This is a genomic window from Bradyrhizobium ottawaense (genome assembly GCF_002278135.3).
GTDB lineage: Bacteria > Pseudomonadota > Alphaproteobacteria > Rhizobiales > Xanthobacteraceae > Bradyrhizobium > Bradyrhizobium ottawaense.
The window spans coordinates 4,804,538-4,829,803 of the sequence record NZ_CP029425.2 but is presented as its reverse complement, the minus strand read 5'-3'; the positions used below and the strand labels follow the sequence as shown (position 1 = coordinate 4,829,803).

At 65.8% G+C, this 25,266-nt stretch carries 25 protein-coding genes; 14 read left to right on the top strand and 11 right to left on the bottom strand.

What is annotated here, in order from left to right:
• Positions 1–66: 66 nt before the first annotated feature.
• From alr to CIT37_RS23205, 3 genes are all read right to left on the bottom strand, one after another.
• Positions 67–1,344, bottom strand: a complete 1,278-nt coding sequence (gene alr / locus CIT37_RS23215) for an alanine racemase (protein ID WP_028145036.1) — start codon at positions 1,342–1,344, stop codon at positions 67–69.
• Between the two features lie 46 nt (positions 1,345–1,390).
• Positions 1,391–2,899, bottom strand: coding sequence for a replicative DNA helicase (locus CIT37_RS23210; protein ID WP_028145035.1), 1,509 nt, complete (start codon positions 2,897–2,899; stop codon positions 1,391–1,393).
• Positions 2,900–3,695: 796 nt separating this feature from the next.
• The gene (locus CIT37_RS23205) at positions 3,696–4,946 is read right to left on the bottom strand and encodes a cyclopropane fatty acid synthase (RefSeq protein WP_161966464.1); all 1,251 of its coding nucleotides are present in this window, start codon (positions 4,944–4,946) and stop codon (positions 3,696–3,698) included.
• A gap of 279 nt (positions 4,947–5,225) precedes the next feature.
• On the opposite strand from CIT37_RS23205, the gene CIT37_RS23200 reads away from it, so the two are divergent.
• The 3 genes from CIT37_RS23200 to CIT37_RS23190 all read left to right on the top strand — a co-directional run bounded on the left by CIT37_RS23200 (position 5,226) and on the right by CIT37_RS23190 (position 7,369).
• Complete coding sequence (locus tag CIT37_RS23200; protein ID WP_161966463.1) at positions 5,226–6,185, top strand: hypothetical protein; 960 nt, start codon at positions 5,226–5,228, stop codon at positions 6,183–6,185.
• Positions 6,186–6,293: 108 nt separating this feature from the next.
• On the top strand, positions 6,294–6,890 hold the full coding sequence (locus CIT37_RS23195; protein WP_028145031.1) for a TetR/AcrR family transcriptional regulator: 597 nt from the start codon (positions 6,294–6,296) through the stop codon (positions 6,888–6,890).
• An 11-nt stretch (positions 6,891–6,901) separates the two neighbouring features.
• Positions 6,902–7,369, top strand: a complete 468-nt coding sequence (locus CIT37_RS23190; RefSeq protein ID WP_038946502.1) for a PaaI family thioesterase — start codon at positions 6,902–6,904, stop codon at positions 7,367–7,369.
• Between the two features lie 36 nt (positions 7,370–7,405).
• On the opposite strand, the gene rplI is transcribed toward CIT37_RS23190, so the two are convergent.
• The 4 genes from rplI to rpsF form a co-directional block, all read right to left on the bottom strand.
• Positions 7,406–8,005 carry a 50S ribosomal protein L9 gene (gene rplI / locus CIT37_RS23185; RefSeq protein ID WP_028145030.1) on the bottom strand — a complete coding sequence of 200 codons (600 nt, stop codon included), beginning with the start codon at positions 8,003–8,005 and terminating at the stop codon, positions 7,406–7,408.
• Positions 8,006–8,056: 51 nt separating this feature from the next.
• The gene (locus tag CIT37_RS23180; protein ID WP_028145029.1) at positions 8,057–9,043 is read right to left on the bottom strand and encodes a membrane protein; all 987 of its coding nucleotides are present in this window, start codon (positions 9,041–9,043) and stop codon (positions 8,057–8,059) included.
• A 131-nt stretch (positions 9,044–9,174) separates the two neighbouring features.
• A complete protein-coding gene (gene rpsR / locus CIT37_RS23175) occupies positions 9,175–9,414 on the bottom strand; it encodes a 30S ribosomal protein S18 (RefSeq protein WP_007592020.1) in 240 nt (79 codons plus the stop codon).
• Between the two features lie 5 nt (positions 9,415–9,419).
• Positions 9,420–9,929, bottom strand: a complete 510-nt coding sequence (rpsF, locus tag CIT37_RS23170; RefSeq protein ID WP_028145028.1) for a 30S ribosomal protein S6 — start codon at positions 9,927–9,929, stop codon at positions 9,420–9,422.
• 335 nt (positions 9,930–10,264) lie between these two features.
• On the opposite strand from rpsF, the gene CIT37_RS23165 reads away from it, so the two are divergent.
• The 9 genes from CIT37_RS23165 (at position 10,265) to gmk (ending at position 18,965) form a co-directional block, all read left to right on the top strand.
• A complete protein-coding gene (locus CIT37_RS23165; protein WP_095424748.1) occupies positions 10,265–10,969 on the top strand; it encodes a TetR/AcrR family transcriptional regulator C-terminal domain-containing protein in 705 nt (234 codons plus the stop codon).
• Between the two features lie 3 nt (positions 10,970–10,972).
• Positions 10,973–11,998, top strand: a complete 1,026-nt coding sequence (locus CIT37_RS23160; RefSeq protein WP_095424741.1) for a fatty acid desaturase family protein — start codon at positions 10,973–10,975, stop codon at positions 11,996–11,998.
• A 173-nt stretch (positions 11,999–12,171) separates the two neighbouring features.
• On the top strand, positions 12,172–13,131 hold the full coding sequence (gene fabD, locus CIT37_RS23155) for an ACP S-malonyltransferase (protein WP_095424749.1): 960 nt from the start codon (positions 12,172–12,174) through the stop codon (positions 13,129–13,131).
• Positions 13,132–13,232: 101 nt separating this feature from the next.
• Entirely contained in the window at positions 13,233–13,970 is a 738-nt protein-coding gene (gene fabG, locus CIT37_RS23150) for a 3-oxoacyl-[acyl-carrier-protein] reductase (RefSeq protein WP_095424742.1), read from the top strand.
• Positions 13,971–14,286: 316 nt separating this feature from the next.
• Positions 14,287–14,526 (top strand): acyl carrier protein, encoded by a 240-nt coding sequence (locus CIT37_RS23145; RefSeq protein WP_008130699.1) that lies wholly within the window; start codon positions 14,287–14,289, stop codon positions 14,524–14,526.
• 107 nt (positions 14,527–14,633) lie between these two features.
• Entirely contained in the window at positions 14,634–15,899 is a 1,266-nt protein-coding gene (gene fabF, locus CIT37_RS23140; RefSeq protein ID WP_095424743.1) for a beta-ketoacyl-ACP synthase II, read from the top strand.
• 125 nt (positions 15,900–16,024) lie between these two features.
• A complete protein-coding gene (gene mltG / locus CIT37_RS23135) occupies positions 16,025–17,299 on the top strand; it encodes an endolytic transglycosylase MltG (RefSeq protein WP_028145022.1) in 1,275 nt (424 codons plus the stop codon).
• Positions 17,300–17,414: 115 nt separating this feature from the next.
• Positions 17,415–18,302: a YicC/YloC family endoribonuclease gene (locus CIT37_RS23130; RefSeq protein ID WP_038946510.1), complete on the top strand. Its 888-nt coding sequence runs from the start codon at positions 17,415–17,417 to the stop codon at positions 18,300–18,302.
• Positions 18,303–18,305: 3 nt separating this feature from the next.
• Positions 18,306–18,965: a guanylate kinase gene (gene gmk, locus CIT37_RS23125; protein WP_028145020.1), complete on the top strand. Its 660-nt coding sequence runs from the start codon at positions 18,306–18,308 to the stop codon at positions 18,963–18,965.
• Here the strand turns inward: gmk and CIT37_RS23120 are convergent.
• Together CIT37_RS23120 and CIT37_RS23115 are read right to left on the bottom strand one after the other, a co-directional pair.
• Positions 18,898–20,127: a hypothetical protein gene (locus CIT37_RS23120; RefSeq protein ID WP_095424744.1), complete on the bottom strand. Its 1,230-nt coding sequence runs from the start codon at positions 20,125–20,127 to the stop codon at positions 18,898–18,900. The two genes, gmk and CIT37_RS23120, sit on opposite strands and share 68 nt — an antisense overlap.
• Positions 20,128–20,259: 132 nt before the next feature.
• On the bottom strand, positions 20,260–20,556 hold the full coding sequence (locus tag CIT37_RS23115; protein ID WP_244429075.1) for a hypothetical protein: 297 nt from the start codon (positions 20,554–20,556) through the stop codon (positions 20,260–20,262).
• Positions 20,557–22,069: 1,513 nt separating this feature from the next.
• Here CIT37_RS23115 and CIT37_RS23105 point away from each other — a divergent pair.
• Together CIT37_RS23105 and CIT37_RS23100 are read left to right on the top strand one after the other, a co-directional pair.
• Positions 22,070–23,350 (top strand): amidohydrolase family protein, encoded by a 1,281-nt coding sequence (locus CIT37_RS23105; protein ID WP_095424304.1) that lies wholly within the window; start codon positions 22,070–22,072, stop codon positions 23,348–23,350.
• Between the two features lie 177 nt (positions 23,351–23,527).
• Positions 23,528–24,142 carry a cupin gene (locus tag CIT37_RS23100; protein WP_038946517.1) on the top strand — a complete coding sequence of 205 codons (615 nt, stop codon included), beginning with the start codon at positions 23,528–23,530 and terminating at the stop codon, positions 24,140–24,142.
• Between the two features lie 50 nt (positions 24,143–24,192).
• On the opposite strand, the gene CIT37_RS23095 is transcribed toward CIT37_RS23100, so the two are convergent.
• Entirely contained in the window at positions 24,193–24,894 is a 702-nt protein-coding gene (locus tag CIT37_RS23095) for a Crp/Fnr family transcriptional regulator (protein WP_038972968.1), read from the bottom strand.
• Between the two features lie 16 nt (positions 24,895–24,910).
• Complete coding sequence (locus tag CIT37_RS23090) at positions 24,911–25,144, bottom strand: hypothetical protein (RefSeq protein WP_095424303.1); 234 nt, start codon at positions 25,142–25,144, stop codon at positions 24,911–24,913.
• Positions 25,145–25,266: the final 122 nt, after the last annotated feature.

The following is a 25,266-nucleotide window of genomic DNA, read 5'->3' as shown; positions in this document are numbered from 1 at the left end:
ACGGTGCGCTGTAGAGAGATGGGCCCCGGCTCAGCAGCGCATTACGCCGCGTCCGGGCGCGATAGTTCAGCCCGGCAGCGGCGGCGGGGCTGCCGGCTGCTCGATTGGCGGCGGGGAGGGCGGTTGCTCGGCGGCCTGCGCTGGCTCCGGCTTCACCAGCGGTTCCTCCACATTGCCGCCCTTGTAGAGGCGGGCGTAGCGGTGGCCGAGGCTGGTCAGCACCTCATAGCCGATGGTGCCGAAATGATGCGCGAGCTCGTCGACGGTGATGCCTTCGCCGAGCAGCGTCACCATGTGGCCGCGCCGCGCTGCATTCGGCGGCAGATCGGTGATGTCGATCGCGATCAGATCCATGGAGACGCGGCCGGCGACGGGGCAGCGCTTGCCGGCGACGATGACCTCGGCGCCGCGGGTGCCGTCATTGGAGCTGGCGGCGCGGAAATAGCCGTCGGCATAACCGACCGCGATGATCGCGAGCTTTGTCGGCCGCCGCGCGGTCCAGGTGCCGCCATAGCCGACGGTCTCGCCGCGCTCGACAGTGCGGATCTGCACGATGCGCGCCTTGAGGTCGACCACCGGCTGCATCGGATTGTCGGCCTCCGGCGTCGGGTTGACGCCGTAGAGCGCAGCGCCCGGCCGCACCATATCGAACTGGAAGGGCGCGCCGAGGAAGATGCCGGAGGAATTGGCGAGCGCCGCCGGCACGCCGGAGAATTCGCTGGCGATGCCGCGGAAGGAAGCGAGCTGCTTGGCGTTCACGGGGCTGTTGAGCTGCTCGGCCGAGACCAGATGGCTCATCACCAGCGTGATGCCGTGATCGCCGGCATTGATGCGGGGGATGATGGCCTGCGCTTCCGACAGCGTCAGGCCGAGCCGGTTCATGCCGGTGTCGATGTGAACGGCCGTGCCCCCGGTCCAGCCGGTGCGGCGGCAGAACACGTCCCACTCGGCGAGCTCGTTGAGGTCGCCGATGACAGGACGGCAATTGATCTTGGCGTAGTGCTCGCCGGTATTCTGGAAATAGCCGCCGAGCACGTAGATCGTGGGCTCCGGCACGGCTGCGCGCACCTTGCGCGCTTCCTCGATGGTGGCGACGAAAAAGGTCTTGCAGCCGGCCTTGCTCAGCGCACGCGCGACCTCGGCGGCGCCGCAGCCATAGGCGTCGGCCTTGATCACCGCCGAACACTCAGCCGGCACCGCCGTCTTCTCGAGCTTGCGCCAATTGGCAATGATGGCGTCGAGATCGACGGTCAGCACGCCGCCATAGGCAGCGAGCGCGGCAGCCTGGTTGGCCTCCGCGGAGAGAAGGCCGGATTGTGAGATGGTTTTCGGGTCGGACGCCATTGTCATGGCGTCGTTTTACGCAAGAGGCCGGTCCTGTTCAAGGAACTCAGTAGTCGTTGCCGCTGCGAGCCGGCAACTGACTGTCAGGCGCGAGGTCGCCGAACCGCGTGATCGAGGCCTCGAAGGCCAAGTCAACGGTGCCTGTCGGGCCGTGGCGCTGCTTGCCGATGATGACCTCGGCCTTGCCGTGCGCAAGACTCATATCGAGCTGCCACTTCTCGTGTTCAGGCGTGCCCGGGCGCGGTTCCTTCATGGCGAGGTAATATTCCTCGCGATACACGAACAGCACGACGTCGGCGTCCTGCTCGATTGATCCGGATTCACGCAAGTCGGAGAGCTGCGGCCGTTTGTCGTCGCGGGATTCGACCTGGCGTGAGAGCTGGGACAGCGCGATGATCGGAACGTTGAGCTCCTTGGCGAGCGCCTTCAGGCTGGTCGTGATCTCCGTGATTTCCTGCACGCGATTATCGCTCCGCTTGCCCGAGCCCGACAGCAGCTGGATGTAGTCGATCACGAGCAGATCGAGGCCCTTCTGCCGCTTCAGCCGGCGGGCGCGCGCCATCAGCTGCGCGATCGACAGGCCGCCGGTCGCGTCGACATAGAAAGGCAGCGATTGCAGCTCGATCGAGACCTCCCGGATCTTTTCGAAATCGGCTTCCGAGATGCCACCGCGGCGGATGTGGGAGGAGGGAACGCCGGTGCGCTCGGCCACGATACGCGTGGCGAGCTGGTCGGACGACATTTCGCAGGAGAAGAAGCCGATGACGCCGCCATTGGCGGCCTTCGTGGTGCCGTCGGCCTGGAGTTCCGGAACATAGGCTTGCGCGACATTGTAGGCGATGTTGGTGGCCAGCGAGGTCTTGCCCATGCCGGGACGGCCCGCGACGATGATGAGGTCGGAGTGCTGCAGGCCACCCATCTTGGTGTCGAGGTCCCGCATGCCCGTCGAGATGCCCGACAGCTTGCCGTCGCGCTGGAACGCCTTTGCAGCGAGATCGACCGCGACCGCCAGCGCCTGCGAGAATTTCTGGAATCCGCCGTCATAGCGGCCGGACTCGGCGAGTTCGTAGAGGCGGCGCTCGGCATCCTCGATCTGCGCCCGCGGCGCGAAATCGACCGGGGCGTCATAGGCGACATTGACCATGTCCTCGCCGATGCCGATGAGGTCGCGACGCAGCGCCAGGTCATAGATGGTGCGGCCGTAGTCCTGAGCATTGATGATGGTGGTCGCTTCCGCCGCGAGGCGCGCCAGATACTGCCCGATGGTCATACCGCCGACGTCGGTGTCGGCGGGCAGGAACGTCTTCAGCGTCACGGGCGTGGCGATCTTGCCCATCCGGATCAGGCTGCCGGCGGTCTCGTAGATGGTCTGGTGCAGCGGCTCGAAATAATGCTTCGGCTCGAGGAAGTCGGAGACACGGTAGAACGCATCGTTGTTGACCAGGATCGCGCCCAGAAGGCTCTGTTCCGCTTCGATATTATGCGGCGCGCTCCGGTAGGCGGGAGTGCCGGGCTCGGGTGCGAGTTTGAGGACGTTCGAATCAGTCAGGGCCATGGTCGGACGTGCTTAGCAATTTTCTTGGGCGGATGCGGGGCCGGGATAAAGCGCCGCCTCGGTGCAAAGCGGAAGCGAAAGCTGACCGCTATCAACCGCTCAGTTAAAATGGTGGATGATTAGCGCTCGCAGCACGCGTCGCGCTTGACGGATTTTTGCGGAACTCGCCCGGCCAGGAAGCGGCCGCGACGGCGCCATGGAAAAATCCCGCAACCATGAACCTTATGGCATGAACCTAATGGATTGGCGCGCAGACGAATCCAGAAGCGCGCGAAATGACGCACGCTGGCGGCTTTGGGCTCGCCTTCAGACCAGCAGGAGGTAGACCAGCGCCACCAGAGCCGCCCCGACGCCGGTAACGATCAGGGCGTAATCGGTGCGGAGGTCGTCCTGCACGTCGAATGAGGTTTGGGTCTCTTTGCTCATGGCGACGGTCTAAGCCAGGCCCGACCAGACTTATGTGAATTGGATCACATCTCCCCGGAATCTTTCGGGGGTAAGACGGGAACAGGCAGGCGGGGGAGGGAATTGTCTCCCGCGATCCGTCAACAGGGAACGAGGCAGGCGATGCGGCCAGAACGGCAGCACCAGATTTGGCGGAGCGAGGCGGGTAGCCGGCTTTGGCTCTCGGGGCTGATTGCGGCCATGGAGCACGCGGAACGGCCCGAAATACGTCGCCAGCCTGTCGCCCCGGAAATCCTGGTCGCGCTGAGGGCGCAGCTGGCGTTAACGGCCAGTTTCCGCTCCTCCCAGATGTCGACCCTGCGTCACTAGGATCTATTCACCAGACTAGGACCTATTCACCAGCCAATTTCAGTCTGGGCTTGCTCGCGCGTTCGCGAGCTCGCAGCCGGGCTTCTTCACGCGGCATGTAGTCGCGGGTGATCGGCACCACGCCCTGGCGCCGGGTGAGCTGGATCTGGAAGTTCATCATGGCTTGCTTGCGGAACGTCATCTCGCAGGCCGCCAGATAGAATTCCCACATCAGCGCGAAGCGCTCGTCGTAGAGCTGCACGGCCTCCTCGCGCCGTGCCATGAAACGTTCCCGCCAGGCCTTCAGCGTTTCCGCGTAATGCAGGCGCAGGATCTCGATATCGCAGACCAGGAGGCCGGCGCGCTCGATCGCCGGCAGCACCTCCGACAGCGCCGGGATGTAGCCGCCGGGGAAGATGTATTTGGCGATCCAGGGATTGGTCGAGTCCGGGCCCTGCGAACGGCCGATCGCGTGCAGCAGCATGATGCCGTTCTCGCCCAACAGCTCGGCGCAGCGTTGGAAGTAGGTGTCGTAGAAGCGGGCGCCGACATGCTCGAGCATGCCAACGGAGACGATACGGTCGAACGGGCCCTCGATGTCGCGATAGTCCTGGAGCAGGAATCTGGCCGATCCGGTCAGGCGCTTTTCGGCCGCGCGCGCGTTGGCGAGCTGCAGCTGCTCGCTCGACAGCGTCACGCCGGTGACGTCGGCGGCGGCGATCTCGGCGAGGTAGAGCCCGAGCCCACCCCAGCCGGAGCCGATGTCGAGGACGCGCTGGCCGGGCCTGACCAGCAGCTTTGCGGCGATGTGCCGTTTCTTGGCGATCTGCGCGTCGTCGAGCGTCGCGTCCTGCGTCTCGAAATAGGCGCAGCTATATTGCTTGTCGGCGTCCAGGAAGAGCGAATAGAGCCGGGCATCGAGATCATAGTGATGCACGACGTTGTGGCGGGAGCGCGAGCGCGGATTGAACTGCTTCAGATGCCGCGTCAGATAGCGCAGGCGCCACCAGGGTTTTGCCCACTGCGGCAATAGGTCGGGTTGATCGAGCAGGATCGCGAGGGCATCAGCTATGGTGCCGCGCTCGACGATGAACTCGCGGTCCATATAGGCCTCGCCAAGCCCGAGCTCGGGATTGACGAGGATCTTCCGCTCCGCCTCCGCGGTGACGAAGCGCACCGCGACCGGTTCGCCAGTGCCGTCTCCAACGGTGAACTTCGATCCGCTCGAGCCGGTCACCGTCATCGTGCCGCGGCGGATGAATTGAGACAGAAATCTACGCAACAAGAGGTCCATCGACACCTTCCTCTCGAGCGAACCCGAAGGGATGCGACTAACCCGGCCTTCACTTCTGACGCCCAGGTGACGCGGCGGTTCCTATGCGCTTGCATCCAAATTTAGGGAGGCAGGATCGGCTGCGCTAATGCGCTGAGTTCACAGCCGATATTCGCAAACCGCTTAATCACATCCTTGCGCGTGGTGCCTGCTTCCATTCGTGGCTCAATCGGATAAAAGGTGACCGCTGCCGCGCCGCACGCTGGCTGCAACTCTCGGAATTCAATGGAGATGATGGGAATGTCGAGCCGAGCGCTCAGCCTCGCGACGGTATTGCTTCTGATCGGCTTCGGCGCGGCCGATACCGTTTTTGCGCAGGTGACCAACCTCGAGGCCGGCAAAACCCCGTCCCAGCTTTTCGCGCAGACCTGCAATGCGTGCCACAAGAGCCCGCGCGGACTTCTGAAGTCCGTCGCGCCGGGCTCACTGCCGGGCTTTCTGCGCCAGCACTACACCACGAGCTCGGACATGGCGGGCATCCTCGCCTCCTATCTCGTCTCCAACGGCGCCACCGACACGCGCTACCAGGCCAAGGACGGCAAGAAGGACGGCGCGAGGGAGAAGGACGCGAGCACCAATCCCGAGCATCAGGGCCGCCGCCCGCGCGCCCAGGACGCAGCCAGGCCGGACGGCGAGGCCGCTGCTCCCGCATCGGAAGGTGCGCGCCAGAAGCGTGCCGCACGGCCGGTCGAGGAGGGCACGAAGCCCGAGGGACAGGCTGCGCCCGAGGGACGCAAGGGCAAGCGCCGCGCCAAGCCCGGCACCGAGGAGGCGCCGAAGGTCGACGCCGCCGCGCCATCCACTGACGAGAAGAAAAGCGAATCCAAGCCCGAGTTCAAACCTGAGTCCAAGCCCGACACGGCCAAGGTCGAGCCCGGTCGCGACGAGGCCAAGCCCGACAGCGGCAAGGCGTCCGAGAAGCCTGTTGAGACCCGGCCTGACAGCGCCAAGGTCGAGCCCCGCGGCAGCGAAGCTCCGGCGCTGCGGCCCGATCCAGTCCCGGCGGTAGCGCCGGCTGCGAAGCCTGCCGAGCCAGCCGCGCCCAAACCGGCGGAAGAGGCCGCTCCCAAGCCGGCCCCGCCTGCGGCCAGCTCCGAACCGGCGGCCAAGCCGCAGCCGGCACCGCCCGCGACCGCTGCAGCCCCGCCTGCTGCGCCGGCCGAGTCCTCCGGTCCGCCAACGCCGCCCATCTCGCGCTAAGCCAGCGACGTTTTTGATCGACATGCGGAGGCCGCGTTCATCGCGGCCTCCGCATTGCATTGACCGCGTCTAGAGTATTGCTCTAGAGTAATACTCTAGGAGGCGTCCATGACGGCGAGCGTGCGGAACGACCTGTTGGCAGCCGGGCTGATCGTGTTCGACCGCATCGGATTCGAGGCCGCGACGGTGGCCGCGATCCGCACCCGGGCCCGCGCCTCCAATGGCAGCTTCTTTCACGCCTTCGGCTCGAAGAAGGAGCTCGCCGGTGCGCTGTTCCTGGAGGTCTTGCGGCACTATCACGCCGCGGTGCTGGCGGCGCTCGATCCCGTGCCCGATGCGGAGCGGGGCATCGATCGGCTGATCCGGGCCCATCTCGACTGGGTCGCGACCAGCCGGCGCGAGGCGCGCTACCTGTTCGAGATTTCGCGGAGCGAGTGGGGCGAGGACGTTCGCGACGCCCAGCGCGCGCAGAATGCGCGGCTCGCCGACGGTATCGAGCGCTGGCGCGCGCCGCTGGTTGCAAGCGGTGAGCTCTTGCCGATGACGCCGGTGATGTTCGTCAGCCAGCTCATCGGGCCGGCGCAGATCTTCTGCCGCGCCTTCCTGTCGGGACGCGACCGCGCCGATCCCCGCGTCGAGGCTGACACGCTGATCGCCTGTGCCGGCCGTGCGCTGAGGCCGCCCGAACGCATCAACAAGACATAAGGAGAGGCCTCATGAGCGCCGCAGCAGATCCCGAATTCGCCACTGTGGCCGAACGCATCCACGCCAATGTCGGCCGACAAGGCTTCATGAACCTGGTCGGCGCCGAGCTCTCGGAATTGTCGCGCGGCACCTGCACGATTGCTGTGGATCGCCGGCCGGAGCTGCTGCAGCAGCACGGCTTCTTCCACGGCGGGGTCACCGCCTTCCTGGTCGACAACGCCACGACGATCGCAGCCGCGACCTCGCGCGGCCAGCCGGCGCTGACGGCGGAATACAAGCTCAACCTGTTGTCGCCCGCGGTCGGTGAGAAGCTGATCTGTCGTGCCCGGGTGATCAAGCCGGGCCGCCAGGTGTCGGTGGTCGCGGCCGACGTGTTCTGCGTCAGCGACGGTGTCGAGAAGCACACGGCGACGGCGCTGGCCTCGATCGCGATGTTGAGCGAGGACGTCGCCGTCAAAACGAAAAGCCCGGCCGCCTGAGGCGACCGGGCTTCGCTTCGCGTATGAATGCGAGGCTTACTTCTCTTCCGCGGCCGGTGCGGGCTCGGCTTCGTCGTGCTCGGCTTCCGGATCGAAGAACTCGCCGGCGGCGGCGATCGCCTCGGCGGCCGCGTCGCGGTCCTCGTTGCGGGTCGAGATGTCCTCGCCGCGGTTGATGCGCTCGGCCTCGTCCTGGCTGCGTGCAACCGTGACGGTGATCTCGACCTCGACCTCGGGGTGGACGGCAACGGTGATGGAGCGCTTGCCGATGGTCTTGATCGGCGCGTCGAGCTGGACCTGCGGGCGGGCCAGCGAGATGCCGTCGGCTTCGAACGCGACGACGATGTCACGCACGTTGACCGAGCCGAACAGCTGGCCGGCTTCCGAGGCCTGGCGGATCACGATGATGTTCTTGCCCGCGATCTTCTCGGCGACCTTTGACGCCTCGCCCTTGCTCTGGAGGTTGCGGGCCTCGAGCTCGGCCTTCATGCCGTCATACTTGGCTTTGTTGTCGGCGGTGGCGCGCAATGCCTTGCCGCGCTTGAGCAGGAAATTGCGGGCATAGCCGTCGCGAACCTTCACGACTTCGCCCATCTGGCCGAGCTTGTTGACGCGTTCCAGCAAAATGACTTCCATATTCGTTCTCCTTTTGAAGTGCTCTGTACGGTTTCGGTTTCGGGGTTGAACTCAAGGGGTCGGCAGCGGCGGCGGTTGCCGGCTGCGCAGGAAGCGTTCGCGGAAGCCGAACACGGCATCCGCAAGTCCGAGGATCACCATCGCGATCACGGGCCATCCGAACACGACCACGACGGCGTAGGTTGAGCCGAGCCAGAAGGTGCGGCTCTTCAGCGTCAGCGTGAGCGTATGCAGCACCGCAAAGCCGGTCAGCGCATAGCCCATCATCAGCGCGGCCGCGGTGATCTGTGCCGCGATCGCGAGCAGCCCGCCGGTGAAGCAGAAGGCGAGCGCGATGCAGAGCGCCACCAGCGTCATCGGCGGCAGCTCCGCCGTCATCATGTCCGGCCACGGGCGCCGCAGCCGGCCCGAGGTCGCCGTGATCTTGGCGCTGAGCCAGAGGTTGAGCGTCAGTGTCATCATCGCGATGATGGTCGCCGCGGCCGGTGCGATCCGCACCAGCGCGTCGACGAACTGGCCGGCTTCGCCGGAGCTTTGCGGGTCGGTGGCCCGGAGGAGGCGCATCAGGCCGCGCCGCAGCGTGCCGATGATGGTCTCGGCGTCGGTCCCGAGCGTGAGCAGGGCGGCGATCGTGGTCAGCGTGGCGAAGCCGGCGAGCCACAGCAGGATGCGGCCGACCGGATACCATTCGAGGTCAGGTTCGGCGGGCGCGGCGCCGTCTGGCGCGGCATGTCCCACGGCAACCTTTCCCACAGGACGGCTGAGCAGCACGAGATGGCCGAGCCACCAGGCCGGCAGCGCGACGGTGACGGCGAATGCGATGCAATAGGGCAGGCCGAACAGGGCACCGAGGCCGATCGCGGCGGCGATGCCGCCGAGGCTTGCGCAAAGCGGTCCCCAGCCGATCGCGGCGACCATCAGCGGCAGCGGTGCGAGATAGAACAGGACGAGCGAGATCAGCGCGCCCGAAATGATCGAGGCGAACATCAGGGCCGACGCAGCGCCGGCGATCAGGGCTATCAGCACAAAGGCCATCATCAGCTGTCCCGCTCCCTTCGAGCGGTTAGAGGCATCTCGCCCCAACCATCGGCGACCGGACGACCCGGAAGCCTTATGAGTTCAAAAAAGTCGCGACCGGCGGCGTGACGCCGCCGGTCGAATTGGTCGTATCAGCGAATGACGTAGGGCAACAGGCCCAGGAACCGCGCGCGCTTGATGGCGCGGGCGAGCTCACGCTGCTTCTTCGCGGACACCGCGGTGATGCGGCTCGGCACGATCTTGCCGCGCTCGGAGACGTAACGCATCAGCAGCTTGGAGTCCTTGTAGTCGATCTTGGGAGCGTTGGCGCCCGTGAACGGACAGCTCTTGCGACGACGGAAAAATGGGCGGCGTGCACCAGCTTCAGCCATTGTTCTTACTCCCCGTCCGTCGTGGTGGTGGTTTCAGCTTCTTCGCGCGGACGGCGCGGGCCGCGGTCACCGCGGAAGCCACCACCGTCACGATCGCCACCACGGAAACCACCCTCGCGGTCGCCGCGGAAGCCACCGCCTTCGCGGTCGCCACGGAAGCCGCCGCCACGGTCGTCGCGCTCGCGGTCACGGTCGGCCTTGCGCATCATCGCGGACGGGCCTTCCTCGAGCTCCTCGACGCGGACGCTGAGATAGCGAATCACGTCTTCGCTGATGCGCTCCTGGCGCTCGATCTCGGCGATCGCCGCGGACGGCGCGTCGATGTTGAGCAGAACGAAGTGCGCCTTGCGGTTCTTGTTCATGCGGTAGGTGAGGGAGCGTACGCCCCAATTCTCGGTCTTGGTGACCTTGCCGCCGAGACCCTCGACGATACCGGTCATCTGCGCAGTCAGTTCTTCGACCTGCTGCGTGCTCGCGTCCTGACGCGCGAGAAAGACATGCTCATAAAGAGCCATGGTGGTCCTTTCCTCATGTTGGCGCATCGCCCGGCGTCAAGCCCTTAAGAGGCCTTCGGAAAGGACTCTGGGATTAAGCTCAGAAGGCGGAAACACGGGACGACGGGCCGACTGGCCCTGCCACACCAAAATCACGAATGACTTGCTGAGACCGTCCGTTCAGCTCCCGGCCGGGGTCTGCGGATGCGCGCCTTATACGGATTTTGGCTGACTTGGCAAGGTTGGAGTGCCCCGTTTCCGGCCGGGCGGTGCTGGCAGGGGGCCAAACCCACGCTCCCGTGCCGGCTTGACCTATTTGTTTGTATGTCATACAAATAATGGATCGGGAGGTGCTGATGGCGGGTGAATCGATCCAGACTCCGTTTGAGGCGTCGGCAAGCGATCCGAAGCACGCTACGCGGGCCACACGGTCGGCGGGGCGCAAGATGCGCTCGCTGCTGCTGGATGCGGCAAGCCCCCTGTTCCGGGAGCGGGGACTTTCGGGCACGGCGATCACCGACATCGCGGCCGCCGCGGACGCATTCCCGAGCCAGATCACCTACTACTTCCGCACCAAGGAGGCGCTGTTCGTCGAATGCGCTTGCCGCGAGCTGCTGTATCTGGCGCGTGCGACCGAGCAGGCGGCGCTGAAGGCGCGCACGCCACGGGACTACACGCATGCGCTCGCGGAGACCGTGACGGCGAGCGATTCAGTGGCTTTCTTTGCCGAGGCGCTGACATTGACGCGGCGCCGCCAGGATCTCGCACCGCTGGTCGAGCGCACGATCGAGCGCCTGCACGGCGAAGGCGCGCGCGCCTATGCAAGCCAGGTGGCGCGGCACGGCTGGCGCTCGCTGCGCGCGCCCGACGAAAGCTCGCGGCGGTTCTGGGCCGTCGCCATCGGCGTCATTCTCGAAGGCTACGCCATGGGCCGTTCGCCCGAGGCGCTCTGCGCCGAGATGCTGCGCGTGCTCGGCGAGCAGGCGAAATCGGATGACACGGCGCGCCTGCGTCTCGTCGAGGGGCGCGAGGCATCAAGCAATTCGAACGAGGAAGGCTAGGCCATGACCGCGCTTCGCATGCGTGCCCGCGATTTCCTGACCGACGACCAGCTTGCCGACGTGCGAGAGCGTGTGACCTGGAAAGGTGTTGCGCTGATCGCGCACGCCTGGGCGCTGATCATTGGCGCGATCGCCTTGGTCGCGTGGTGGCCCAATCCGGTCACCTATGTCCTCGCCGTCGCAATCATCGGCTCGCGCCAGCTGGGCCTCGCGATCCTGATGCATGATGGCGCACATGGCTGCCTGTCCACTGATGAGAAAACCAATCTGGCCCTGAGCCAGTGGTTCTGCGCCTATCCGCTGTTTGCTGAGACGCGCAGCTACCGGCGTTACCACCTTCAGCACCATGCGCGCACCCAGCAGGAGGATGATCCCGATCTCGTGCTGTCGGCGCCGTTTCCGATCACCAAGCTCAGCTATCGCCGCAAGTTCATTCGCGACATCACCGGGCAGACCGGCTACCAGCAGCGCAAGGCGCAGCTGCTCAATGCGCTCGGGCCGAAGGACTGGCCGTGGCGGCAGCGTCTGGCGCATTTCTGGGACAAGCTCGGCCCGCAATGCCTCCTCAACGCCGCGATGTTCGCAGCGCTCGCGGCGGCCGGCGTATGGTGGGCCTATCCGCTGCTCTGGCTGGTGCCGCTCCTGACCTGGATGATGGTCATCACCCGCATCCGCAACATTGCAGAGCATGCCGTCGTCCCCGACAGCAGCGATCCCCTGCGCAACACCCGCACCACGCATGCCAATGTTCTCGAGCGCCTGTTCATCGCGCCGTACTACGTCAACTATCACCTCGAGCATCATCTGCTGTTCTACGTGCCCTGTTACAATCTGCCGAAGGTCCATCGCCTGCTGAGCGAGAGCCGGCACGCCGGCCGCATGGAGGTGCAGCCGAACTACGCGGCGGTGTTGCGGCTGGCGACCGCAAAGCCTGACAGGGAGGATCGGCCGGGGCAGTTGGCGAGCAGCGCGCGCCGTGCGCGGGCCGGAGCGGAGGTCGACGCCAACCAGACCGCCGGTGGGTTTTGAGGGGGCGCATCCCCAGTTGAGTGCTGCTCGGAGTTCCCATCTCGGCTTGACAGTCCGGCCCCGGACAGTGTCTACGGCCCCCTTTGGAGCACGATCCGGAACCATGGCCTAACGCCGTGCGTAATCGGCTGCCGGTTCTCGCAGGGATCGTGTCCGACAAGCAGGGAGCGCCGATGACGGCTGCATTCACATTTCCTGGGCAGGGTTCCCAGGCGGTCGGCATGGGCAAGGCCCTGGCCGATGCCTTTCCGGTGGCGCGCGTCGTGTTCGACGAGGTCGACGCCGCGCTAGGGGAGAAGCTGACAGCGATCATCTGGGATGGTCCGGCCGAAACCCTCCAGCTCACCGAAAACGCCCAGCCGGCGCTGATGGCGGTGTCTGTCGCCACCCTGCGCGTGCTGGAGGCTGAGGCGGGATTTTCCGTGGGACGAGATGCGGCCTTCGTCGCCGGCCACTCGCTCGGTGAATATTCGGCGCTGGCCGCGGCCGGCAGCCTGACGGTCTCAGACACCGCCCGCCTGCTTCGCACCCGCGGTCTCGCAATGCAAAAGGCCGTCCCGGTAGGCGCCGGCGCGATGGCCGCGCTGCTCGGTCTCGACTACGAGGCGGCCATCGAGGTCGCCAAGGAGGCGGCGCAGGGGCAGGTCTGCCAGGCCGCCAACGACAATGGCGGCGGGCAGGTTGTCGTCTCGGGCGACAAGGCCGCGGTCGATCGCGCCGTCGAGATCGCCAAGGCCAAGGGCGCCAAGCGCGCGATGCTGCTGCCGGTGTCCGCCCCGTTCCATTGCAAGCTGATGCAGCCCGCTGCCGACGCCATGGCAGAAGCGCTGTCGAAGGTCACGATCAAGGCCCCGGCCGCGCCGCTGGTGTCGAACGTGCTGGCGAGCGCCATCACCGATCCCGACGAGATTCGTCGCCGCCTGGTCGAGCAGGTCACCGGCACCGTGCGCTGGCGCGAGTCGGTTGCCTATATGGCAGGGCAGGGCGTCACGCGGTTCTTCGAGATCGGCGCCGGCAAGGTCCTGTCGGGTCTCGTCAAGCGCATCGCGGACGGCGCCGTCGGCGTCTCAGTCGGTGGCCCGAACGACATTGCCGCCGCCAAGGATGCATTGGCCGCTGCCAAGCAGGGCTAAAGCGCGATGATTGCTCATCGCGCTTGAGTTTTTCAGTTTACGCACGATCTTTCGGAAACCGCTGCGCACTTTTCCGGATCGTGCTTTGGAGGAGTTTTTCGATGTTCGATCTGACTGGTAAAAAAGCGCTCGTCACCGGCGCGACCGGCGGCATCGGCGGCGCGATCGCGCAGGCGCTGCGCGCGCAGGGTGCGACCGTTGCGATATCAGGAACGCGCAAGGAGGTGCTGGATGAGCTTGCCGGCAAGCTCGGCGAGCGCACCTTTGTGTTGCCCTGTAATCTTTCCAAGGCCGACGAGGTCGAGGCGCTGGTGCCCGCTGCGGAAGCGGCAATGGGCCAGGTCGACATCCTCATCGCCAATGCCGGCATCACCCGCGACAATCTCTTCGTGCAGCTCCGGGACGAGGATTGGGAGGAGGTCATCAACATCAATCTGACTTCGACCTTCCGCCTGGCGCGCGCCGCCACCAAGCTGATGATGCGCAAGCGCTTCGGCCGCATCGTCGCCATCACCTCGGTGGTCGGCGTCACCGGCAATCCCGGGCAGGGCAATTACACGGCGTCGAAGGCGGGCCTGATCGGCATGATCAAGACGCTGGGGGCCGAATACGCCAAGCGCGGCGTCACCGCCAACTGCATCGCGCCGGGCTTCATCAAGACGCCGATGACCGATGCGCTCAACGACAAGCAGCGCGAAACGATTCTGACCAAGGTTCCGGCCGCCCGCCTGGGAACGCCCGAGGATATCGCGGCGGCGGCCGTCTACCTCAGTTCGAACGAAGCAGCCTACGTCACCGGCCAGACCATTCACGTCAACGGCGGCATGGCCATGATCTGAAGCGTTCGTTCCGCACTGCCCACATGGGCTGTGGGGATGCGGCAAACGGCCGTTTCCGGAGGGAAATGAGGCTTGTAGTCAAGGCAATTGAAGTATGATAACCGGACGCTCAACGGATGGGCAAAGAACGCCATTGCAGGTTTTTGAAACCCTGTATATTGGCGATGCGGAGCCTTGGCCGTCGTTCGCCGGGCCCTGTATCGGTTAGGATGGGGCCAAATCAAAGTTCGTAAGCGAAGGCAAGTAACACGACCACGACGACGGCTCGTATCGTCCCGGGGGGTCGGGTCTACAGGGAACAACACGAGGTTATGCAATGAGTGACATTGGCGAACGGGTTAAGAAGATCGTGGTCGAACACCTTGGTGTTGAACCCGAGAAGGTTGTCGACGCCGCGAGCTTCATCGACGACCTCGGCGCCGACAGTCTGGACACCGTCGAGCTGGTGATGGCGTTCGAAGAAGAATTCGGTTGCGAGATTCCGGACGACGCTGCGGAAACGATTCTCACCGTCGGCGACGCCACGAAGTTTCTCGAGAAGAACGCGAAGAGCTAAGGCTCTTCATTTCGCGGGGACAACATTGAAACCGGACGGGCCGCTTCCCAGCGGTCAGCCGGTTTCTTGTTATTGGCCGTGAATCTTTCGATGCGGAGTTTTCGGATATGAGGCGGGTTGTCGTCACTGGTCTCGGCATGGTGTCGCCACTCGGCTGCGGCGTCGAACCGACCTGGAAGCGCATCCTCAACGGCGAGAGCGGTGCGCGCAGGATCGAGAGCTTCGATGTCTCCGATCTTCAGACCAAATACGCTTGCACGGTCGTGCGCGGCGACGGCACCAACGACACCTTCAATCCCGACAAGTGGATGGAGCCGAAGGACCAGCGCAAGGTCGACGACTTCATCATCTTCGGCATGGCCGCAGCCGGCCAGGCGCTCGACGACGCCAACTGGCATCCCGAGACCGAAGAGGACAAATGCGCAACCGGCACCATGATCGGGTCGGGCATCGGCGGCCTCAACGGCATTGCCGAGACCGCGATCCTGCTCAAGGAGCGCGGACCGCGCCGGGTGTCGCCGTTCTTCATTCCGGGCCGCCTGATCAATCTGGCTTCCGGCTACGTCTCGATCGCGCACGGACTGAAGGGACCGAACCATTCGGTGGTCACGGCCTGCTCGACCGGCGCACACGCCGTCGGCGATGCCGCCCGGCTGATCGCGCTGGGCGATGCCGATGTGATGGTCGCTGGCGGCGCGGAATCGCCGATCAGCCGCATCGGCATTGCCGGCTTCAACGCCGCGCGCGCGCTGTCGACCGGTTTCAACGAGGCACCCGAAAAGGCCTCGCGTCCCTACGACAAGGACCGTGACGGTTTCGTGATGGGCGAGGGCGCCGGAGTCCTGGTGCTCGAGGAGCTCGAGCACGCCCGGCGCCGCGGCGCCAGGATCTATGCCGAGGTGATCGGCTACGGTCTTTCGGGTGATGCCTATCACATTACGTCGCCTTCGCCCGACGGCGATGGCGGCTTCCGCAGCATGTCTGCCGCGCTCAAGCGCGCCGGCCTGACCGCCTCCGATCTCGACTACATCAACGCGCACGGCACCTCGACGCCGCTCGGCGACGAGATCGAGCTCGGCGCCGTCGAGCGTCTGCTTGGCAATGCCGCCTCCAAGGTTGCGATGTCCTCGACCAAATCGTCGACGGGTCATCTCCTCGGCGCGGCCGGTGCGATCGAGGCGATCTTCGCCATTCTCGCGATTCGCGATAATGTCGTGCCGCCGACGATCAACCTCGACAATCCGTCGGTGGAGACTGCGATCGATCTCGTGCCGCATACGGCGAAGAAGCGTGAGGTCAACGTCGCCCTGTCGAACTCGTTTGGTTTTGGCGGTACCAATGCGTCGGTGATCGTCCGGCGCCTCGCCAGTTAGTTTAAGTTTGAGACGAATCCACCGTTTTGCCGTATTCGGCGATAGTCATGGAAGTGGGCGCGTGCATTTGGCAGGGCAAGCGATTGTCGGGCCGCGATTGAACCGGCAGGATTCAGGTTGTTTCGATGAGTGAAAGGCCGCCCATTTCGCCCCGGAGTCCGCGGGCAGCGCTCGAGCCCGAGCAGGTCCCGCCGCCGCCGAAGCGATCGGACCGTGCGCGCAATCCTTTCGTGGTCGTCGGCAACGCCATCATCACCCTCCTGCTGATCGCCATGCTCGGCGCCGGCGGCATCTATTATTACGGCCGGCAAGTGCTCGAGGCGCCCGGGCCGCTCAAGGATGACAAGATCGTCAACATCCCCCAGCGTGCGGGCAAGCGCGACATCGCCGAGACGCTGAACCGGGAAGGCGTGACCGACATCAACCCGTGGGTGTTCATCGCCAGCGTTGCCGCGTTGAAGGCGAGCTCGGACCTCAAGCCGGGCGAATATTCGTTCCAGAAGAACGCATCGCTGCGCGACGTCATCGCCACCATCGTCGAGGGCAAGGTGGTGCAGCATGCCGTCACGATTCCGGAGGGTCTGACCTCCGAGCAGATCGTGGCGCGCCTGTCCGACAACGACATCTTCACCGGCAGCGTGCGCGAGCTGCCGCGCGAGGGCACGCTGCTGCCCGAGACCTACAAATTCCCGCGCGGCACCCCGCGTGATCAGGTGGTCCAGCGCATGCAGCAGGCGCACAAACGCGTGCTCGCCGAGATCTGGGAGCGCCGCAATCAGGACATTCCGGTCAAGACGCCGGAGCAGCTGGTGACGCTCGCCTCCATCGTCGAGAAAGAAACCGGAAAGCCCGACGAGCGCAGCCGTGTCGCCGCGGTGTTCACCAACCGGCTGAAGCAGCGGATCAAGCTGCAGTCGGATCCGACCATCATCTATGGCCTCGTCGGCGGCAAGGGCACGCTGGGCCGCCCGATCAAGCGCAGCGAGATCACGCAGCCCTCGCCCTACAACACCTATGTGATCGAGGGCCTGCCGCCGGGTCCGATCGCCAACCCCGGCCGCGCCTCGCTGGAAGCCGCCGCCAATCCGGCCCGCACCCGCGACCTCTTCTTCGTCGCCGACGGCACCGGCGGGCACGCCTTCACCGAGACTTACGACGCCCATCAGAAGAACGTCGCCAAGCTCCGCGCCATGGAAAAGCAGATCCAGAACGACACGGTGGAGCCGGCCGAGGATGCGCCGCCGCCCGCCGCCGTCGCACCCGGAGCTGCCGATACACCGACGGCGACCACGCCGGCCCGGCCCAACCAGCAGAAAAAGCCGCCGGCGGCACGCCCCGCCGCTCCAGCACCGGCGCGGCAGGGCGCGGTGCAGCCCTCGCCGCCGGTGGTCCAGCGCTAGGCGCGTTGCAGACCTGCTTGCGGGACTTTGCGGATTCCACTTTCCTGCAAAATAGTCTTAAGTTTCGCGTGGCTTGATGCCTCGCGAATCCCGTGTTTCTGGAGAATTTGACCTGATGGCGCTGTCGTCCATGACCGGCTTTGCGAGATGCCACGGCGCTAGCGGGCCGTACACCTTCGAATGGGAATTGAAGTCGGTCAACGCCAAGGGCTTTGACCTCAGGGTGCGGCTGCCGCAGGGGTTCGACGAGCTCGAGGCCCACGCCAAGAAACGCGCCGGCGAGCTGCTGTCGCGCGGCACCGTCTACGCCAATCTCACCGTCAAGCGCGCCAATGCCGCAGCCTCTGTCCGCGTCAACGAGGACGTGCTCAACGCCGTGCTGAAGGCCGCCGCCATGATCGCCGGCAAGGTCGACGCGGTGGCGCCGAGCATCGACGGCCTGCTCGCCATCAAGGGCGTCGTCGAGGTTGCCGAGCCCGAGGGCGAGGAGGAGGAGGACAAGGCCGCGCGGATCGCCGCCGCCGAGGCTTTCGACAAGGCGCTCGCCGATCTCGTCGAGATGCGCAAGCGCGAGGGCTCGTCGCTCGGGCAGATCCTGACCCAGCGGGTCGACGAGGTCGAGCAATTGGCGAAGAGGGCGGAAGCCGCGCCCGGCCGCAAGCCGGAGGCGATCAAGGCCAGGCTCGCCGAACAGATCGCGAGCCTGCTCGACACCTCCGACCGTTTCGATTCCGACCGCCTGATGCAGGAGGCGATCCTGATCGCCACCCGGGCCGACATCCGCGAGGAGCTCGACCGCATTGCTTCCCACATCGCGCAGGCGCGCGAGCTGATCGGCAAGGGTGGCCCGATCGGCCGCAAGCTCGACTTCCTCGCGCAGGAGTTTCACCGCGAGGTCAACACCTGCTGCTCGAAGTCGAACGACATCGAGCTGACCAATACGGGCCTCGCCATGAAGAACGTGGTCGAGCAGTTCCGCGAGCAGGTCCAGAATCTGGAGTGATCGATGACGAGCGGCGGTCACGGAACTGACGGTGTCGAGCGGCGCGGATTGATGTTCGTGCTGTCCTCGCCCTCGGGCGCGGGCAAGACGACGCTGTCGCGTCTTTTGATCGACCGCATGTCCGGCCTGAAAATGTCGGTATCCGCGACCACGCGGCCGATGCGGCCGGGCGAGGTCAACGGCAAGGATTATCTGTTCGTCGACAAGCCCCGCTTCGAGGCGATGGTGAAGGGCGATGAGCTGCTGGAATGGGCCACCGTGTTCGACAACAGCTACGGTACGCCGCGCAGCCCCGTCGAAGCCGCGCTATCGTCCGGGCAGGACGTGCTGTTCGACATCGACTGGCAGGGCACGCAGCAGCTGCGCGAAAAAGCCCGTGCCGACGTCGTCAGCGTCTTCATCCTGCCGCCCTCGGCGGCGGATCTCGAAAAACGCCTGCATTCGCGCGCGCAGGATTCCGACGAGGTCATCCGCAAGCGCATGAGCCGAGCCAGCCACGAGATGAGCCACTGGGCCGAGTACGACTACATCGTGATCAATCACGACGTCGACGAGGCCTTTGCCGAGGTGCAGTCGATCCTGAAGGCCGAGCGCCTCAAGCGCGAGCGGCGGATTGGCCTCGTTGGTTTCGTACGAGCTCTGCAAGCTCAGCTTCAGGGCTAGGCTGCGGCAGCCGCGGCCCTTGCTTCGCCAGCCGTTCCAGCATCGCGGTGATCACGTCGACGTCGACGGCTTCCCCAGCCTGCGCATCTACCTGAGCATCTTCATGGCGATCGACGGGCTCTTCGTCGGCCGTATCTTTGACCGCGAGCCGGGGCACCGATGCCTCGATCTCGAACTTTCCGTTGAAGATGTCGGCCTTGTCGAGCTCGGCGGCCTTGTTGCGAATGGACGCGGATTGCGCCGCGATCCTGCCGATCTCCCTGGTGAAGGCGGCGATTTGCGCGGTCTGCGGCGGCCGAACTTCATCGAAGTCGACGGGGCCCTGCTGTGCGCGCGGCGTGACGGCCGGCTCCGCACCGAGCCAGGGCGCGCGGCTTGCGTCATGGTCCTGCGGCGTCCAATCGTCCCAACGTCCGCGGCGGTCGGCGGCCTGGACGCGGAGGCGTCCGCCGGCGAAGCGGTAGATGATGCTGGCGAGGATGCCGGCGAGCGCCAGCGCGCCGCCGATCACGAGCAGCAGCATCTGCACCGAGCCGGCCGGCTTGTCGGCGGAGCCGTCTGCGCCGGCCAGGGCCATCGGCGCGGGAGGCTTTGCCGGCTTCGCGCCCGCCGGCGCGGTGGCCGCAACGGGGGCCGGCGGCGGTGTGGGCGCGGCGGAGGCCGGAGAGGCCTCGGGCCAGCGCGCGGTCACAGCCGGCTGCTGCGCGTTGGTCGCAGGCGCGCCGCTTGGCGGCTGCTGGGCGACCGGCGGCGCATTGGTTGCAGCGGGCGCGGGCGCGCTCATGTTCGGCGTGCCTGGTGCGGCACTCGTCTGCGGAGCGGTGTATTCGGCGCGCGCGTTCTGCATCGCTTGCGGCACGGCCGAATCCGCCTCGGGCGTGTCGGTCGTCGCCTGCGCGGTCTGGGAGGATTTGCCGCCTGCGGCGCGCAGATACCAGCATTGCCGCTTGGTCGTGCGGTCGAGACGATAGTACCAGTGTTGCCCCTGCGGCGCGGCGCCCTTCGGCGAGGCGAGGCAGTCGGCGGCCGCGTTGGCTGTGCTCGATGGCGCCGGCGCGTTCTGCGACACGGCGGCCAGTGGCGCGCCGGCAATGATGCTGCCGACTAGCGCGGATACGAATTTTGCGGTGCGGTTGCCCATCCTGGTCTCCCGGTTACGCATGACGCAACTCTTAACCAGCCCTTTGTCATCAAAGACTTGGGTGGCAATGAGCCGCAAATCCGGAGAGGATGTGGCTTGAATTGGGCTTGCGGCGCGTTCGTTCCGCCGCGAGATCAGGCATTTCCTTGCGCGTTACTGCTTCGCCGAGCTCCAGGTTCCGCCGCAGCCATCGGAGCGCCGCCAGGTTCCGGAACCGCTGCGAGCGCCGAGACGGCCGGAGCCTGTGAAGGTCACGCCGTCGCCTTGACCGACCGTGCTGACCGAGCCGCTCGGGCTGACGGTGCCAGTGACACCCTGGCCGATGACCTTGCCCGAGGAGACGACGACCGCACCGGACGTGGTGCCGCCGCAGCCGACACTGGTGACCACCCAGGCGCCGTCAAACCCGCCACCTCCGCCACCGCCGCGCGCCGCGAGGCGTGGTTCCACGAGATGCCCCATTTGCTGTTGTCCGGGCCGTAGACGATCGAGCCCCAGGGCTTGAGATCCTCCATCTTGCGCATGCGCAGCAACAGGCCCTCGGTCGGCTCTCCATTCGGCGCCATCGAAATCCGCTGCTGGAGCTTTGTGATCGCGCGAGTGAGTCCGTCGGGGGTATCAGGGTCGAAATTGAGCTCGTCCGCAGTGCCGACAAGCAAGGCCAGTGTCGCCAGCCCCAAAACGCGATTGAAAATCCTCGCGCGCATCAAAATTCCCCAAAATAATGGCGCCACTCTACCAGCCCGGCGCGCGCGAAAAGTGGTGCGAGAGACGGTGGTACCCACACACGTGTCCCGGACGCGCTGCAGCGTTCTTACGCTGCTGCGCAGAGCCGGGACCCAGCGCTGCCCGCGCGCCGCTGCGACATGGGCCCCGGCTCTGCAGCGCACCGCTAAGGGGCGCTGCGCTGCGTCCGGGGCACGAGAGCCGAGGAGGCTGAGGCGCTCGCAATAACGGAGTATGAGGTTGCAGCCCGCTCCAAGTGACGCTGTCTGCGATGACACCGAGTATGTGGTGCAGACACGCCTTCGCGCTCTCGCGGCGCGTTTCGCCCGAGGCTTGCTGTCGTTCGCGCTCCTTGAAGACCAAAGGGCGCAGGGAAGGCCGGGCGCCGGCGGCACCCGCAAGTCCGTGCGCGACGAAGATGCACACGGGGTGGACCACAGGTGATGCCGGTCGCCCGGCCTTCCCTGCGCGGCTGGTTTTAACGGTGTCCTTCGTGCTCTCCCCGGGGAGCGATGCACTATTGCCCCCGTCGCCTTGCGGATGATCGATGCGCGTGCCCGGTCGGGCCGCCGCATCACCGCAAGCCTTGACGCACAGACCCCGGGCGTCAGGACCACACGACTTCTCCGTCCGCGGACGATCCCGCCGAAATACCCGGAAGGCTTGCGTGTGCTCGCCCCCAGGCATCGACGAAACCGCTGTGACCGCGCCGTGTCGTATCGCGTCGCCTGAGGACTCACGGTTGCCCGCCCTGTCATCATGCCGAGCCGCGCCGGCGCTACCGCGTCCACCGCCACCCGGCCCGCATCTCGTGACGATCGCGAAGCGCCCCTTTGGCAGGGCCGGGATGGGCGAGGGTATGCCACAAATCCGAAATTCGGGAAAGTGGAATATTTTTGCGCCAAGGGCTTGACCGGGTGTTTTGCCCGACGCCTCTCGGGAGCCGCCGTCAGTTCTGCTTGCCGTTCTGCATGGCGCAAACGGCCCATCGCCACGAATGACCCAAGCGGCCCGGCGGATGTGCTCGCTTAGTCGGCGCTCGTCCAGGAAGGTTCACGCGATTCCGGAAAATTTCGCGGCTCCTCAGGGCTCGTGTGCAGTCATAGGATTGGATCATCCGCGCGAAGATGCTTCAATTCCAATTCCATTCATTCCGGTCTCGTACGTTGGCGGCAGAAGCGCATCTGCTCGTCAAGGCGGGGCCGTAGCCGCCAATAAAAGCGCAAGGGGGGCCGTCATGTCCGTGTTGTCACGCCGCGATTTCCTGGCATTGTCGACGTCAGCCGCAGTTGTCGGTCTCGCCGCGCCCGCCGGCGCCGCGATGGGGCCGAACGACAAGTACGATCTGGTGATCCGGGGCGGCGAGGTGCTCGACCCCAGCCAGTCGCTGCGCGCCAGACGCGATATCGGCATCCGCTGGGGCGTGATCGAAACGGTGCAGGAGGCGATCCCGGCCGAGCGCGCGCTGAAGAGCATCGACGCGTCAGGCAAGCTCGTGATGCCCGGTCTCATCGATCTGCATAGTCACGTCTACCCCTACGGCTCGGCAATCGGTATTCCCGCCGACGAGCTGGTGCAATTCCAGGCCACGACGACCGTCGTGTCCGCGGGCGACGCCGGGGTCAACAATCTGGCGGCGTTGCGCCGGTTCATCGTGGCACAGACGCGGGCGCGGATGTACGCCTTCGTCCATATCGCCAATAACGGCCTGTCGGCATTCCCGGTCGCGGAGCTGTACAATATCGACGTCGCCCAGACCGAAGCCTGCGCGATGGCGCTCGCCGAGAACGCTGATTTCCTGCTCGGGGTCAAAGTGCGGATGTCGGAGAACGTGATCTACAAGCACGGGCTCGAGCCGCTGAAGCGCGGCATCCAGGCTTGCGAGATGTGCGGCTGGCCGGCGAAGATGATGGTGCATATCGGCGGCGTCGAGTCCAAGGAGCTGATGTCGCAGATCCTCGACCTGCTCCGCCCGGGCGACGTGCTGACCCATGCCTATTCGGGCGCACCGAACATGTCCAACGTCTTCACCAATATCGTCCAGGAGGGCAAGCTGCTGCCAGCGGCCCTGGCGGCGAAGCAGCGTGGCGTCATCTTCGACGTCGGTCATGGCGGCGGCAGCTTCGATTTCACCGTGGCGGAAGTGGCGATCCCCGGCGGATGCACGCCGGACACCATCTCCTCCGATATCCATGTCTTCTCCGGCAATTCGCCGGGCATCCCGTTCCTGCCCAACGTGATGAGCAAGTTCATGACGCTGGGCTTCACGCTGGAGCAGGTGGTCGCGATGGCCACCACGGCTCCGGCGAAGATCATCAATCGCGCGCCGAAGATCGGCACCCTGCAAGTCGGAGCGCCCGGCGACGTCGCCATCATGGAGCTGGCGGAGGGGCCGGTCAGCTTCCTCGACACCCGCAACAACAAGAGAGACGGCAAGGCCCAGCTCAAGCCGGTCCAGACTGTCATCAACGGCGTGCCGTTCGGCCGGCCTTATCAGGCGCCGTTCGCGGTGCGATAGAGAGCCGGCCGGTCTCAGCTGTTGTGGGGACCCGCATGAACCAGTGCGACGCGCGAGTTGTCCAGGCTGCATCGAGGCTGCAGCCCGCAGGATGGGGTGAGCCCTGCTGCTGATCGAGCCCGTTCGCCTGGAAACTTCTCACCCCCGCCGTCGTTGAATCGTGGCTGAGGACAGGCCATGCCGATCAAGGACCAGATCAGGAATCTCGCCAAGAAGCTGGTGGAGGAGCATCCCGATGCGGCAACGCTGCGGGCGCTGGTGCGGCCCCGGAAGCCGGCAGCTTTCCGCTTTCGCGACGATGGCATCGTGCCGAACAATCCGCGTTTTCCGGTGTTGCTCTATCGCGGCGCGGTGAATCTGAAGTCCAGGCGCTTTCCCCCCGAGGTCATCATCGACACGCTGTTCGATACAAACGGCTGGGGTCGGTCGTGGCGGGACACCGTGTATGACTTCGTCCATTATCATTCGCAGATCCACGAAGTGATGGGCGTGGCGCGCGGCACCGCCAGGGTCGAGTGCGGCGGGATCAAGGGGCGCATCCTCCGTGTGAAAGCCGGCGACGTTCTGGTGCTGCCCGCCGGCACCGGACACCGGTTGATCGAATCCAGCCGGGACTTCGGGGTCGTCGGAGCGTATCCGCAGGACGGGACGTACGACGAGTGCACCGACATGCGAGAGCGTCTCGATGCCGTCACGCGCATCGCCAAGGTCCGCAAGCCGAAGTCGGATCCTGTCCTCGGCCGCGGGGGTCCGCTGCTCACATCATGGCGGACCGCGCGGTCGCGTTCGTGACGCGCGGGGTAGCGCTCCGCTCACCCATTCTCCGCGCTCACCCACCGCGCTCAGGTCAGATAGTCGGGCGTGAAATCGGCAAACCTGCGCAACTCGTCGGGCTGCAGCAGCTCGATCTCGTTGCCCTCCCATGCGATCAATCCGCGATGCCGCAGTTCCTGGATGGTGCGATTGACGTGCACGATCGACAGGCCGCAGGCATCGGCGACGTGCCGCTGCGTCATCGGCATCTGGAAGCAGGCGTCCTTGAGAAGGCCGACGATCTCCAGCCGCGCCGCGAGCTCGCAGATCAGATGCGCGACCTTCGGCAAGGCCGCCTGCGCGCCGAGCCGGGCGATCCATTGCCGCGAGATCGCCGCATCGATCAGCGTCTCGCGCCAGAACGCGCGGGTCAGATGGATCGAGCCGTCGAGCAGCTGGCGGAGCTGGCTGTGCCCGACGTAGCCGACGACGGTCGGGCCGAGGCCGACGAGGTCCGCATCCGTCGGCGAGACCAGCAGCGTGTGCAGGCAGGGCATGTCGCCGGGAACGTGGAACGCGAGGATCTGGCTGCGATCGCCGACGATGCGGGCCTGGTAGAGGAAGCCGCTGACGACGAAGACGCAGCGCGAGGCGGCCTCGCCCTGACGCAGCACGATCTCGCCATCCGCGACCTGGCGTAGCGTGGACGGCAGGCCCGCGATCTGCCGGCGTTCGTCCTCGGACAGGCCTTCGATGGCCTGGAGACGCGCGATGAACTTCGGATGCGGCATGAGCCTCGCGCGTGCTTCAGCAGTCTCGCGGCACGTCGATGAAGCGCCGCGAGAGCTTTGCGATGGTCCAGTCGGAGACCTCGGTGCTGCGGAACTCGCGGATGGCGTGGGCGAGTTCCTGATCCGACATCGGATGCGCCGGCTCGCGCAGCGTGCCTTTCGCGAAGGCATCGCTGATGCAGTCGAGGTGTTCGCTGGTCTCGGATGCGAACAGGCCGCGGATGCGCGCCAGGATCGTCGTAGGGCTCATGAGAAGGGCCGGCTCGGTTGGTGATCGAGGTGTGGTGTGGGTGCGACCCGTACGATCGCAAACGGATTAGCAACCTGTGCGTCCGTCTCGCGTTCTAGTCCGCTGAACCGAGGCCAGAAGTA